The 15060-nt window shown below is 25.7% G+C and carries 11 protein-coding genes and 1 pseudogene; 4 read left to right on the top strand and 8 right to left on the bottom strand.

Annotated elements, in window-relative coordinates:
• Positions 1-39: 39 nt before the first annotated feature.
• From AACL11_RS02460 to AACL11_RS02450, 3 genes are all read left to right on the top strand, one after another.
• Complete coding sequence (locus AACL11_RS02460) at positions 40-1488, top strand: FAD-dependent oxidoreductase (RefSeq protein ID WP_338988024.1); 1449 nt, start codon at positions 40-42, stop codon at positions 1486-1488.
• Between the two features lie 33 nt (positions 1489-1521).
• A complete protein-coding gene (locus AACL11_RS02455; RefSeq protein WP_338988022.1) occupies positions 1522-3207 on the top strand; it encodes a dicarboxylate/amino acid:cation symporter in 1686 nt (561 codons plus the stop codon).
• Positions 3208-3616: 409 nt separating this feature from the next.
• Positions 3617-4111 carry a hypothetical protein gene (locus tag AACL11_RS02450; protein WP_338988021.1) on the top strand — a complete coding sequence of 165 codons (495 nt, stop codon included), beginning with the start codon at positions 3617-3619 and terminating at the stop codon, positions 4109-4111.
• A gap of 60 nt (positions 4112-4171) precedes the next feature.
• Here AACL11_RS02450 and AACL11_RS02445 read toward each other — a convergent pair.
• The 5 genes and pseudogenes from AACL11_RS02445 to AACL11_RS02425 form a co-directional block, all read right to left on the bottom strand.
• Positions 4172-5401: pseudogene (locus AACL11_RS02445) on the bottom strand (IS256 family transposase).
• Positions 5402-6255: 854 nt separating this feature from the next.
• Entirely contained in the window at positions 6256-6777 is a 522-nt protein-coding gene (locus AACL11_RS02440; protein WP_338988020.1) for a hypothetical protein, read from the bottom strand.
• Positions 6778-6797: 20 nt separating this feature from the next.
• Positions 6798-9455, bottom strand: a complete 2658-nt coding sequence (locus AACL11_RS02435; protein WP_338988018.1) for a cation-translocating P-type ATPase — start codon at positions 9453-9455, stop codon at positions 6798-6800.
• 24 nt (positions 9456-9479) lie between these two features.
• Positions 9480-10355 carry an aldo/keto reductase gene (locus tag AACL11_RS02430; RefSeq protein ID WP_338988016.1) on the bottom strand — a complete coding sequence of 292 codons (876 nt, stop codon included), beginning with the start codon at positions 10353-10355 and terminating at the stop codon, positions 9480-9482.
• Positions 10356-10382: 27 nt separating this feature from the next.
• Complete coding sequence (locus tag AACL11_RS02425; RefSeq protein ID WP_338988015.1) at positions 10383-11033, bottom strand: NAD(P)-dependent oxidoreductase; 651 nt, start codon at positions 11031-11033, stop codon at positions 10383-10385.
• A gap of 444 nt (positions 11034-11477) precedes the next feature.
• Between AACL11_RS02425 and AACL11_RS02420 the strand changes: the two genes are divergently transcribed.
• Positions 11478-12077 (top strand): PGDYG domain-containing protein, encoded by a 600-nt coding sequence (locus AACL11_RS02420; RefSeq protein WP_338988014.1) that lies wholly within the window; start codon positions 11478-11480, stop codon positions 12075-12077.
• Between the two features lie 55 nt (positions 12078-12132).
• Here the strand turns inward: AACL11_RS02420 and AACL11_RS02415 are convergent, their stop codons facing one another.
• The 3 genes from AACL11_RS02415 to tuf all read right to left on the bottom strand — a co-directional run bounded on the left by AACL11_RS02415 (position 12133) and on the right by tuf (position 14959).
• Entirely contained in the window at positions 12133-12978 is an 846-nt protein-coding gene (locus tag AACL11_RS02415) for a hypothetical protein (protein ID WP_338988013.1), read from the bottom strand.
• Positions 12953-13600, bottom strand: a complete 648-nt coding sequence (locus tag AACL11_RS02410; protein WP_252320126.1) for a nitroreductase family protein — start codon at positions 13598-13600, stop codon at positions 12953-12955. The genes AACL11_RS02415 and AACL11_RS02410 overlap by 26 nt, the downstream gene beginning before the upstream one ends.
• Positions 13601-13702: 102 nt before the next feature.
• Positions 13703-14959: an elongation factor Tu gene (gene tuf, locus AACL11_RS02405; RefSeq protein ID WP_338988011.1), complete on the bottom strand. Its 1257-nt coding sequence runs from the start codon at positions 14957-14959 to the stop codon at positions 13703-13705.
• Positions 14960-15060: the final 101 nt, after the last annotated feature.

The following is a 15060-nucleotide window of genomic DNA, read 5'->3' as shown; positions in this document are numbered from 1 at the left end:
ATATATATTATAATTAATGAGAGTGGAGCGATGATAAAAATGAAAATTAAAGTTATTATTATTGGTGCTGGTGCGACTGGGATGGGAGTTGCGAGTAAATTATTACGTAGTGAAAAAAATAGTGATAAAAACTTTGATATCCATGTTTATCAAGAAAAAAACTATATTTCACTTGGTGCTTGTGGTATTCCTTATTATATTGCTAATGAATTTAAAGATAAAAAACTTTTAAATGACCGTACAAAAAAAGATTTTTCAGAAAAAACTAATAATAAAAATAAAAATAAAATTCATTTAAATCAAAATGTTATTAAAGTCGATACAGCAAAACAAGAAATTCATGTCAAAAAAACAATAGACGATAAAACTAAAGCAAAAGTTGTATCTTATCATGCCTTAGTTATTGCAACAGGAGCCAAACCAAAAATTCCGCCACCTTTTAGTCATGGTATTTTACCACATAATGTTTATAATGTTTTTACTAAAGAAGATGCCATAAATCTAAAAAAAGCAATTAAAAATGCTAAAAAAATAGTTATTATTGGTGGTGGATTTATTGGCATGGAAATGGCAGAAGCGTGCTTAAAACAAAAAAAAGATGTCACAATCGTTGAAATGAAAGATCGATTAATGGCAGACGTTGTTGATAAAGAATTTAGTCAATTAATTTATGATGAACTAACCAAAAAAAATATTAATCATAAAACTAAATCAAAAAACAATGTCACTATTTTACTAAACTATCAAGTTGAAGAACTAATGATGACTCATAATAATGTTAATGATTTGCGTTTAAGAAGTGTAAATGATAAAAAAAATGGAAAAACAATACCTTGTGATTTAGTAATACTAGCAGTTGGTTTTGAACCAAATACGAATTTTTTACAAAATAGCAATATTGAATTAAACAAAAATAAAGCAATTATTATTAACGAATTCTGTCAAATTCCTTCTAAAGAAAATGTTACAAAAAAGTTTTCAAATATGTATAGTGGTGGTGATTGTGCACAAATATATAGTCAATTTGATAAATCATCAATATATGTTCCCTTGGCAACTAATGCTAATAAAATGGCACGTATTATTGCTGATAATATTAAAAACCCAGAACATAAATATCCAGGAACTTTAGGGTCAAGTATTTTACGTGTTGGTAATTTAGAAATAACAAAAACTGGTAGTTTTGATACGATTGATAAAAATAAAATTGGTAGTGTTTATATTAAAGATTATGATCTACCAAGATACTTAAAACAATCTCGTCCTTTATACTTAAAACTATTTTATGATAAAACAAATTTCCAATTACTGGCAGCACAAATGGCAGGTTATAATCATGCCACATTAAGAATTAATGCTCTTGCTACTGCGATTTGAAATAAAATGGACATCCGTGATTTACAAAATTTAGATTTAGTTTATTCACCTCCTTTTGCTCGTACTAGTGATATTATTCATATAGCAAGCAGAAAAGTAACATCGTCATAACCTATAAAAAATAAAAAGAATGAGGTAGCAACTATGACAACTCTTAGTAGTGACAATATTAACTTATTAAGAGACTTTGTTGGTATTTCACACTGACAAAGTCTAATCGGGATAATTGTCTTTTTTAGTATTATCCTAGCACTTTCTATTTTTATTAAAAAAACTAAACCTAAATTTCCAATTCGTATTTTTACTGGAATGGGATTAGGACTAATTTTTGGTATTACTATCCAAGCTATTACTGGTTTTAATAGTCATAACATTACTTATCCTAAATTACCTGGAACACCAATAAAACCTAATCCTGACTATATACCCTGAGTTGCAGAAATTGTACACTGAATTGAATTATTAAAAACTATTTTTATTATTGGTATTACTATGTTAACTATTCCATTAGTATTTTTAGCTATCGCTAGAATTACTAGTAAAAAAAATAGTAACTCAAAAACAATAACTAAAGTTTCAGGAGTTGGTATTACTATTTTATTAATAAATGTGGCTATTGCTTTTACTATTGCCTTTGGACTAGGAATTGCTTTTAAAATTGGCCAAGGTTTTAATTTAACTGATGGTGGTAGTTACGATAAAACTACTGCCAAAACAATTCCCGAAATTATCATTAGTTACGTTCCTAGCAGCTTAATTGGTGTTTTTACTCAAACATTAATTATTCCAATCATTGTCCTTGGTGCTTTAATTGGATTTGCAATTAAAAAACTAACTAAGCATAATGAAGAACGAATGGACAAAGCAAGAAACACTTTAGAAACAATGTGAAAAATTATTATTTCAATATTAATGATGTTTATTAAAATTATGCCATTTGCTGTTATGAGTATGCTAGCAACAGCAATTATTAATCAACCAATTGGTGCACTTGCTAATATTGGCATTATTATTGGAGTTGCTTATTTAGCACTACTTATTACTTTCTTATGACATTTATTATCATTATATTTATTTGGTATTAATCCTTATCGTTGATTAGTAAAAGCACAGAAACCAATTATTGCTGGTTTTACAACGCAGTCTTCTAATGCCGCTTTACCAATCGCTATGAATACTTTAAAAGAAGATTTAAAAGTGAAAGAAGAAGGTAGTGATACAGTAATGCTGCTTTCAACAACAATAGGTTTAAGTGGCTGTGCTGGAGTGCAAGCTGGAATTATTTTATCTTTCTTATGATTTAGTGTTATCCTTCCTGGTAATTTTCCCAACTGAACAATCGCTATTTTATTTATTAATGGCTTAATTGTAACACTAGTTGCTTCATTAGGAATTGCGGGAGTACCAGGAACTGCTGCTGTTGTAACAGCTGGTGTTTTAGGTGGTCTTGGTTTTGGTAGTTATTATGCTGCTGTTTATGGTATTATTGGTGCCTTAGATGGTTTATTTGATATGGGCAGAACTGCAGTTAATATTTCTGGTGGTTTACAAGCTACTGTTATTGCTTCTCGCAATCAAGAATTAATTGAAGATGAAAAACTTTTATTAAAAAAATACCCTTTTAGGGGTTTACACATTTTAACAAAGAAAGTTGGAGCCAAATTGTTAATTAGATCTGAAAAAAATGATAAGATTCAAGCATTAAAAAAAGATACTAAAGTTAAAATTGAAGCATTAAAAAAAGTAAAAAATAGTGAGAATGATATTAAATTTTTAAAAGAACAGTTAAAAAAAGATATTAAAGCAATTAAGAATGACAAAGACATCTAAAATATAAATTTTATTTATAAAAAATAAAACCATTTAGAAATGTAAATTAATAATTTCATAATTATGTTATATTATTATAGTTAAAATTATTTTTTAAATTATAAAATAATTTTATTTTTTTATATTACTTTTTTCATTATATCTTAATATTACAAAATAAGAAAATAAAAACCTATTTACTTAAAATATTGATAATATAAAACATTACACACATTTATTTTCTACTTGACTTTTTAAAATTTCAATTATGGAATAAGTCTAGTTCTTTATTGCTTTATTTTTATAAAATTTTATAATCTCAATAGATATTTAGATTAATAAAAATGTAAAAACTTAAAAAAGGTTTTTTAACTCATTGCTTTATTTTAAAAATAAATGAGTTTTTATGTTTAAACAAGAGGTATTTAAAATGAAGTATTTTAGTCCAACTTATTGATTTAAGTTACTAATATTAAGTGCACCATTTTTTAATGAAGAAACTACCAAATCAATTGATAATAAAGATATTAAAGATTGAACAAATACTAGTTTAGATTCAATAAGTGATCAATTAAATTTTATAATTAATAATCAAACAAATTTCATGAATTATCAACAATCTTTAAAAACACAAACATTAGATAATAATTTAAATTCAGAAAATTCAATAAATAAATATAAACCACATTATACATCTACGATGAAAAGAGATAATTATAATTTAAATCTAGAAGATATAATTCCACAAATACAAACATTTACTACAAAACAAGTACAAGAGTTTACTGAAGAACAAATGATAGTATTTGATGAAAAAAGACAATTAAATAATAATACTATAAAATTAATCAATAAAGAACAAGATTTACCAACAATTGCTAATCATACAGATGAAATTTCAAAAAATATTAAAATATCTTTATAACATATTATAAATTTTAATGAGGCTTTTTAATAATCTGTGTTTCTTTGTTTTACAAAGTTACTAATTCAGATTAATTCTGTCTTCAAATTTTATCATAAAATGAGCAATTGCTGTATTTCAATTTTGAATGGGCATTGTTCATTTTTTTGTTATATTGTCAATTGCTAAATAAAATATTTTAAAAACTGACATATCGTTAGGAAAAACTTTTTTATTTCTGATGACTTTTCGTAATTGACTATTAACAGATTCAATAGCATTTGTGGTATAAATTACCCTTTTTATTTCTGCAGGATAACTAATAAAAACCATTAAATTATCTCAATTTTTATATCAAGATTTAGCAATTTGTGGATATTGTTTAGTTCATTTATTTTCAAATGATTCTAAAGCTTGCATTGCTTGTTCTTCACTACATGCAGTATAAATTGGTTTTAAATCTGCAACTAGAGATTTTCTATGCTTATTTCAAACTATTTCTAATTTGATGAACGATGCATAATTGATGTTCGGTTTTAGGATAAACTGATTGTATTGCTTCTGACATGCCTGTTAAATTATCACTACAAGCAATCAGAATATCATTTAAGCCACGATTTTTCATTTCTGTGAAATTGGCTAATCAAAATTTAGAACCTTCATTTTCACTAATTCATAAACCTAAAACATCTTTTTTACCTTCTAAATCAACTCCTAAAGCTATATAAACTGATTTATTAATAATCCGTTTATCTTGTCGTACTTTAACTACTATACAATCAAAATAAACAATCGGATAAACACTATCTAATGGTCGATTTTGCCATGCTTTGACGTCATCAATAACATCATCAGTAATTTGTGACTAATAACACTTTCACTAATATCAGCACCATGATATAACTCTTGTAATTGCATTCTAATATCTGATAATGTCATACCTTTTGCATATAAAGAAAGAACTTGTTGATCAAAACCATCAAATCTTCTTTGTCTTTTTGCAACTATTACAGGATTAAAATTACTATTACGATCTCTTGGTACATCAATTTCAATTTTACCTTGTTGGGTTATTAATTTTTTTGAACTTATACCATTACGAGCATTGTCACTATTACTATGTTGATTCTTATCATATCCTAAATAATTTTGCATCTCAGAATTCAACATTTTTTCTACTAATCTTTTTGTTAATTCTTTATATAATCCTCCCTCTTTAAAAACTGTTGTTAAATCTTCAGTATTTTCTAATAATAAATCTACTGCTTGTGATATTGGATCATTGTTATTAATATTTTGCTTTTTAGCCATCTGTAACTCACTCTTTCTAGAAAATTAATTATATTTACTAGAACTAATTAAACATAGTTATTTTTGTAAGTTACACAGATTACTAAACATTACCATTATAAATCTATAAATATTTATTTAAATGTTTTGAATAGTGTTGTTACTACTTCTATCGGTTCTTCCATTTTTAATAACACTAATGTTTTTGAAACTTCTACCACTTTTATACAAACTTCTGCTTTGGTTCTAGCTACAGTAACTTTATTTCATAATAACACTGTTTCTTTTGAAATATCAAATACTGTAGCTATCTTTATTTCATTTTCTAAATGCTTTTAACATATCTTTTGCTTCTTTTGTTCCTAATTTTAATGATTTAAATTTTTGTTTTCATAACTCTAATTCTTATCACTCTTCTTCTCTAACTTATGTTCATGATTTCAGTATTGCTGTTAATTCATCAAATATTTTCTTTGTTCCCACACATAAACCATATATTAACCTTGCAATATTAATTCAAATAGTTCCATAATGAATAAATTTTCCTTCTTAATTAAAATAAAAAAATATAAATCTTTTAAAAATAAAATAATAAGGTTTTAAAAACTATATTAAAATTTAATATTTAATTCTAAACAAAAAATGATAAAATTTATTTATTATTATAAATATAAAAAAAGGTATTATGAAAGTTTTTAAACGTATAATTACTGCTATTTCTGTACTTTTATGTATTACAATTATTTGAATTCCTATTCATTTTTTCTTAAAAACTTTAATATATGGAGATAAACGAGAAAATCAAAGAAATTAAAAAAAACATCAATTATGATGTTTTTTTTAATTTTAAATTAATAGTAAAAATATAACTTAAATTACACTTCCAATAAAAAATTATTTATTTTTTCAAAAACAATATTCATATTTAATTTCTTAGGTTTAAAAGAACCATTGTTATTAATTTTCATAAACATTTCTTTATACCACAAAGAAAGTTGTTCATAAAAATCTTTATTTATTTTATCCTTATTTTTAATTGTCATCATCATAATTTCATATCAATTTAAATTACATTTATATGGCTGAAAATCTTTTAAATCTCATTGTATGCAACATTCAATAATTAAAAAATCAGGAGTTGCAACAAATTCAAAATCATTGTATTTAGTATAACATTTAAATAATGAATTAACATAATGATTTCGTTTTTGCATTTCTAATTCTCATTTACATAAAAGTAAATTAAAGTAGTTGCGTTCCAAATCTAAAAATGGTTGCATTGCCATATTTGTAATTTTTTTATTTAAACAATGATCATACATTAGTAATTCCTTACTTAATGCAGTTAAACTCATATCTGGTGTATAACTAAATAATTCATACGGAATAATTCTCATTATTAATTTTCCATTCTATATTATTTAACTTTTACTTTATTTTGTTCTTTTTTAATTAATTTATTAACTAAAAGTCTAATTCCTTTATACACTTCTAATAATCACATTGGTATTGTTGATAAAGCAATACAAAGTAATCAATCAACTGCACGAAAACCAGCACCAATACCAAAAGCATTGCTAACAACAGGTGTAAAAATAATAAAAGTATTAATAGCAAAAGCACTAATCGCTGCAACTCAAATATATTTATTTTTTCAAGTAATCTTATTAAAAATACTTGTATTAGCACCTGAAACAAAAGAAAATGCATAAAAAACAGGAGCATTAGTCATTATAACAAAAACAAAACCTTCACTATTATTTTCATGTAAAATTTGAGGTAAAAAATGAAAAGCTAATAGTAACAAGGTACTTAATATTATACTAACAATACCAATAAATCCTCAACTACCAGTAAGAATTCTATAATTCCGTTTCGTTGGTTTTCTAAGCATTAAATCAGGGTTATTAGGTCCCATTGACATTGGAATTGCAATAACAGATTCAACAATTAAATTAATTCATAAAATTTGAATTGGTTGCAATAATTCATTTCATCCAAAAATAGCACCAATAACAATTGAAAATACTTGGGCCATATTAGTAATTAAAATAAAAATAACAATTCTTTTAATTTTACTGTAAATATTACGCCCTTCTTCAATAGCATCAACAATAGTAGCAAAATTATCATCAGTTAATACTATTTGTGAAGATTCTTTAGCAACATCGGTTGCCGTAATACCCATCGCTACTCCAATATCTGCCGCTTTTAAACTAGGAGCATCATTAACACCATCACCAGTCATCGAAACAACCTTATTATGACTCTGTAATGCTTTAACAATCTTAACTTTATGTTCAGGAGAAACACGAGCAAAAACTCGATATTGATTAATATTAGCATTAAATGATTCTTCTGGAATATCATCAATTGTATTACCACTAAGTGCTTGTGTTTTATTTTCAATCAAACCTAATTCTTGACCAATAGCAACAGCAGTATTTAAATGATCACCAGTAATCATAATTGTATCAATACCTGCTTTTTTAGTTTTAACTAAAGAATCTTTAACTTCGTTTCTTGGCGGATCAATCATTCCAACTAATCCTAAAAAAGTTAAATTACTTTCAATTTCACTAATATTACTATAATCTTTCGTATTATTAACAGTTTTATAACTTGCTCCTAAAACACGTAATGCTGAATTTGACATTTCTTCCATACTTGCAATTATTTCTTTTTTAATTTGTGCAGTTAATGCTACCCTTTCGTTATTAATAAGCGTATGAGTACAAATATTAATCATATTATCAACCGCGCCTTTAACAAAAACATAAGTTTCTTTATCGTATTCATTAATTGTTGACATTAATTTACGATTGGAATCAAAAGGTATTTCATGAACTCGAGTATGTTTATCACTAAGTGCCTTTGTTGGAAACTTTAATGTTTCTGATCAATTAATAAGTGCTGCTTCTGTTGGATCACCAATAGTTTTATTTTTACTAACTTCACTATTATTACATAATACTAAACAATCTAAAAATAATTGTTCTTGTTTAGTTTTCTTTTTAAAGTCATTACTATCATTAACTGATTTTGTTAAATAATATTTTTTAACAGTCATTTTATTTTGTGTTAAAGTTCCGGTTTTATCAGAACAAATAATATCAACTTGACCTAATGTTTCAACAGCAGGTAAATGTTTAACAATAGCATGTTTTTTTGCCATTCTTGAACTTCCCAGTGATAATGAAACGGTGACAATAACTTGCAAACCTTCAGGTATTACTGCTATTGTTAAAGCAATTCCAAAAATTAAAGCATTAATAGCAGGTACTTTAATTAAGAAAAATTGTAGTAAAAACATAGCTAAACCTAATAATAAAGCAAAAACTGAAATTATTCTAATTAAAAAAGACATTTGTCGCGTTAATGGTGATTTAGGTTCTTTTTCTTCTTGTAATAACTTAGTTATTTTTCCAATTTCAGAAGTTTTTGCTGTTGCATAAACTAAACCAAGACCACTACCTGTCGCAATAGAAGTAGACATAAAAGCAAGATTAGTTCTTTCACCAATTGATAATTTTTCTTCAGTTAATGCTTCAGTAGTTTTACTAATTAAGGTTGATTCACCAGTTAAAAGTGATTCATTAGTACGTAAATTATAAGACTGAATAATACGCAGATCAGCAGGTACAAACATTCCAGCATCTAAATAAACCAAATCACCTACCACTAAATCTTTAGCATCAATATCGTATTTATTACCATTACGAATTACTACTGCTTGTGAAGAAACTAATTTCTTTAAAGAGTCCAAAGAAGCTGCAGCTTTTACTTCTTGATAAGTAGCCAAAGTAGCATCAACAATTACAATTAAAAAAACAACTAATGCTTCTTGTCATTGACCAATAACAGTAGCAATAATTGCTAATGCAATTAATACTAAAACAAATGGTTCAATAAAATGTGCTAAAACTATTTTTCAAATTGGCTTTTTTTTCGTAACTGGTAATTGATTAGGTCCTGTTTCTATTAGCAATTGAGCTGCAGCTTCTTCAGTTAAACCTGTAACAAAATTAGTATTTAATTTTTTTGCTAATTCCTTAGTTGTATCATTTCAAATCACAATTATTTAACCCCCTTTTTAAATTTAATCCATCATAATTCCTTTTCAAAATTTTTTATCATTAGATTGTGGGCCTAAAGCAGTTTGTGGTAATTTTTGAATTTTTAACATTTCTTCTTCTGTTAGTTCAAAACCCCCAATATCGGGATTACTAATAATTCCCTCTGGATTAGTTGATTTAGGAATAACTACTTGACCCAATTGTCAAGCTCATCTTAAAGCAATGTGACTAGTAGTAACCTTGTATTTATTTGCTAATTCTTGTAATAATGGTATTTCATCTGCTCTACCACCTAGCATTGTTCTTCATGAAGTAACAGCAATATTATTCTCGTAACAAAAATCTATTGTGTTTTTTTGATTAAAACCAGGATGTGTTTCAATTTGATTAATTGCTGGTTTTATTTTTATTTTTTTTAAAAAATCTTTTAATTGTGAACTATTAAAATTTGAAACACCAATTGCCCTAACTTTACCATATTCATAAAATTCTTCTAAGGCTCTTCAACATTCAAAACTTTGTTTAGTTGGTCAATGAATTAAACATAAATCTAAATAATCTAGTTTTAAACGAGTCAGGATACCACGCAAAGCATCTTTAGTAAGTTCATATTCATGATTGTCATTTCAAATTTTAGAAGTAATAAATAAATCTTCCCTTTTAACTTCTGGATTTTCTGCTAAAAAATCTTTAATTGCATTACCAATTATCTCCTCGTTTTTATAATATTCTGCAGTATCAATATGACGATAACCATTTTGCAAAGCACAAATTACTGAATTATAAATAGATTTACTATCAACCATTAAATATGTACCTAATCCAAATTGAGGAATTTTGACACCATTATTTAGAGTTATCGTTTTTTGTAAAATTTGTTCTTTTGTAAGTTTTACCATTTGTCTAATATTCTTTCAAACAAAATATTAATTATAACCCGCTGTAAAACGTTTTTTAATAAATTTTTGTTCTTTAATCTCATTAATAATAGCAATTGCAGCATCACCATAACTAATCTCGCTTTTTCCTTCTTTATTAACAATTAAATGATTGTTACCAATTTTAAATTTACCTAAAGTTGGTAATTCTGGGTCATAGTATAAAGAAGGGCTAAAATATGTTCAATTAATGTCACTGCTACGATAAGTAGCTAATGCTTGAACTTGTTGTTGTGCATGTTCTTTTCATGCTTCAGTAAATGCACTTGTTTCTACTAATATTTCATTCTTATCATCTAACAAACTACCAGCACCACCAACAATTAATAACCTTTTAATATTTTGACATTCATGCATGATAGTAATTAAGTTTTTAGCAACTTGCTGATGAATATTTTGGGGATTATCAATAGTAGGGCCGTAAGCACTAATTAAAATATCAACATCATTAACAACCGCTTTAATACTACTTTTATTAGTAAGATCAGCTTTTTTAATGGTCAATCGATTATCATTATTAAGAATTGGCATTTTAATAGGATTTCTAGTAATGGCAACAACTTGATATCCCTGTTTTAAAGCTTCTTTAGTTAAAGCAAGTCCCGATTTTCCTGATGCTCCAATAATTCCAATTTTCATAGTTAATACTCCTTTTCAAACTTAATTTTAACGAAGAGTCAACAATATACTATAGTAATTATAGCATAAGTACACCTTATATTAGGTATTAGTTTGGGCGTTAGTAAATCATAAAATTATGATTTTAATTTATAATATTGCTACTTTTACTCATAAATTTACAATTATATATAATAATTTAATTACAAAAATATTTTTAAAAAAGATAAAAAAAATGATATTATTAATAATAATTTATTAAATGTTCATTACTAATATAGATATTTTTATCTATATTAGTTTTTTTAATTTTATTAAATTATTTTAAAAAAATAAAGATAAATATTGAAATTTAAAATTTACTATATGTTTATTTTTAAAATAAAGTCTTTATTCAAAAAAACAAAAAGATGAAGGAGAAAATATGTTATTTAAAGAAAATACAGAAAATTCAAATGTTACATTTTGTATAAAAACCCTACTGTAAAATATGAATTTCAATTACATCAAGATAATAATCCATTAGAAATTGAAACACTAGAAAAAGTAACAGTAACTTGTCATCGCGGTGATTATATTATTACAGGAGTTATTGGTGAACATTGAGTTGTTAACCAAAAAAAATTTAAAACTACTTATATTCCAGTTATTAATAATATAAGTAAGGGGGAAGCTTGAGCAATTCCCGATTCTAAAATAAAAATAGTTAATCTTAATAAAGATAATAAAAGTGGAGAATTATCACTACCTTGGGGTCCAAATGGTACTAAAAAAGAAGTACAATATACTAAAGAAGATGTTTTAATTTGAGATGAAGATGGATATTGATATCCTTGCAAAAAATCAGTGTTTGAAAATACTTATTTAATTAGTCAATCTAAAACAGAACTTGAAGAACAATTTCAAAATTTACTTAAATTAACAAATAATGATGATAATTTAGAAACTCAAGATGTAAGTTCAAATAGTGAAACAAGATTGAATGTTAATGAAATTAATAATTTAATGCCTTTATCAACAAATACAACAATATATAATTCACAAACACCAAAAAATTTGAACTAAAAAAATAAAATGTAATAAAAAATATTAATTTAAATAATTAATATTTTTTATTTTCTTAATATTTATCACAAAAAGTATAAAGTAATGATAAGATTGCAGCGCCAATTAGAACATCATTTTGATTATGATTTGCTACTTGCGTAGTAAAACTAGGTAATAAACAAATATTATTAAAAAAATATTGATCAATAATTCTTCCAATATTATTATTTGTTAATGAAAATTGTTCTTTTAATATTTTACAATAATCATTATTATTTTTAATTAGTATTGAAGTTTTTTTAGTAGCACCAACATCAAGATGTAAACCTTTTTTATATAAAGGTAAATTTAAAACTTGATCATTATTTCAAATGTCATATAAATCAAAAATTTTATGTTTTTGAAAAAAATAACTAACTTTATTTTTGAATTTACTTTCATCATTATGATAACTCAAATAGTTTTTTAGCATTAATATCTCAGTTCTAGCACCAAGTAAAATCAAAGATTTAATGTTATGTTTTAATAACTTATTAGTTAAAAATTTAAAAAACTGTTGCTGATGTTTAACAAGCTTTAAATCTTCATTTAAAATATTTGGTTGTGGAATAACAGTTTTAACGAACAAATGTAACTTTTTATTTTGTAAATTACTAACGCTTAAATCTTCTTTTTTATTAATAATTAATAATGCAATTGAAAAAATTTTTTCAAAATCATGAGCATACGAATTGTTCTTTTTTTTATGTAATAAATTACGAAAAGTCTCAAAATCAAAAATAAGAATTGGATATTCAATCTTATCTAAAAATTTACCAATAACATTAATATTTAATTCAATATCTAAGTTATTTATTTTTAATTTTTCCATTGTAATACCTTTTCTAATACATTTATTTGATAAGCGTACTGATTTCACTAACTTCGTTTTTAATAATTTTAGTTTTTGATGGATAACCATAACCAGCAGACACTAAAATTGTAACATGATACTTATTAGGTTCAATAATCTTATTTGATTCTAAGTAAGTTAATAATTGTTGTTCATTAAAACCACCTAATACAACATTATCAATTTCATGAGCAGTTAATAATAATAAAAGATTTTGTAATAAAATAAAAGTTTGACATTGTGCCCAATGATTTATTTGTGTTTTTTTGTCATGATCAAAGAAATTATTAAATGTTGATTTATAAATTTCGTATTGTGGTTTTGTTAAATTACGTCTTTTCATAACAGTATCAACAAATCATTGATTACTAGTATTGAAATTTTCACCACTATAACTTAATAAAATAAATAAATGTGAACAAGTACTAACTTGTTGTTGATTATTTATGATTGGTTGCAATTGTGCTTTAATTTTAGAATTACTAATAACTAAAATTTTTCATGGTTCTAAACCATATGAAGATGGGGTATGACGCACATAGTTAAGAATATCGTTAATTTTACTATCACTAATAATTTTACTAGGATCATAATTACGAATTGATTTACGATTTAAAATTAGACTTTCCAGCTCTTTAACATAAGGCATTGATTTGTCATCTCTTTTCTATAAATTAATTTTACTACTAAAATATTTTTAATTAAAAATCTTTATTCTCAAAAGAGAATAAAGATTTTTGATTTAATGTGATTATTTAATAACTTCAGTAACTTGTCCAGCACCAACAGTTCTTCCACCTTCACGGATTGAGAATTGAGTACCTTTCTCAAGGGCAACTGGGTGAATTAATTCAACAGTAATAGTAACGTTATCACCTGGCATAATTAATTCCGATTTTTCACCTTTATTAATAAAGTCTCCCATACTTCCTGTAACATCAGTTGTACGGAGATAAAATTGTGGTCGATATCCTGGATTAAATGAAGTATGACGTCCACCTTCTTCTTTAGTTAGAATATAAACTTCACCTTTAAATTTAGTATGTGGAGTAACTGATCCTGGTTTAGCAATAACTTGTCCACGTTGAATATCTTCACGTTTAACTCCACGTAATAATACTCCAACGTTATCACCAGCTTGTGCTTCATCTAATAATTTTCTGAACATTTCAATACCAGTAACAACAACTTTTTTAAGACCTTTGTTAATACCAATAATATCAATTTCATCATTAACTTTTAAAGTTCCACGTTCAATTCTTCCAGTAGCTACTGTTCCACGTCCAGTAATAGTGAAAACATCTTCAACAGCTAATAATACTGGTTTATCAACTTCTCTTTTTGGTGTTGGAATTCATTCATCCATTGCTGTTAATAATTCTTTAATTTTTTCTTCTCATTCTTTTTTACCATCTAATGCTCCTCTTGCAGAACCACGAATAATTGGTGTATCATCACCTTCAAATTCATACTTAGTTAGTAATTCACGAATTTCCATTTCAACAAGTTCTAATACGTCATCGTCTACACTTTCCATATCACACTTATTTAAGAATACAACAATTTTTTTAACTCCAACTTGACGTGCCAATAGAATGTGTTCACGTGTTTGTGGCATTGGACCATCAGTTGCAGAAACAACTAACACTGAACCATCCATTTGAGCTGCACCTGTAATCATATTTTTAATGTAGTCAGCGTGACCTGGACAGTCAACGTGTGCATAGTGACGAGTTGGTGTTTCATATTCAACGTGAGCTGTATTAATAGTAATACCACGTGCTTTTTCTTCTGGAGCAGCATCGATAGAGGCATAGTCCTTAAACATACCTTTATATCCATCTGCTTCATGTTTTGAACAATAACTAGTAATTGCAGCAGTTAATGTTGTTTTTCCATGGTCAACGTGACCAATTGTTCCAACATTAACGTGCGGTTTTGTACGTTCAAATTTTTGTTTTGGGCCTGTTGATACAGGCTTTGATTTTTTTACTTCTTTTTCTGCCATTTTTGTTTCCTCCTTGGAAATAATTAATACTTATTTTTATTTAATTAAATTAAACACTAAGATAATTTTAAAGTAAATTTATTATACTTTCAATTAAATTA

Origin of the sequence: Spiroplasma endosymbiont of Dasysyrphus albostriatus, assembly GCF_964019495.1 — a bacterium.
Taxonomy (GTDB): domain Bacteria; phylum Bacillota_I; class Bacilli_A; order Mycoplasmatales; family VBWQ01; genus Spiroplasma_E.
Note: the sequence above shows the minus strand (reverse complement) of the source record. Positions and strands in the feature narration are given on the sequence as shown.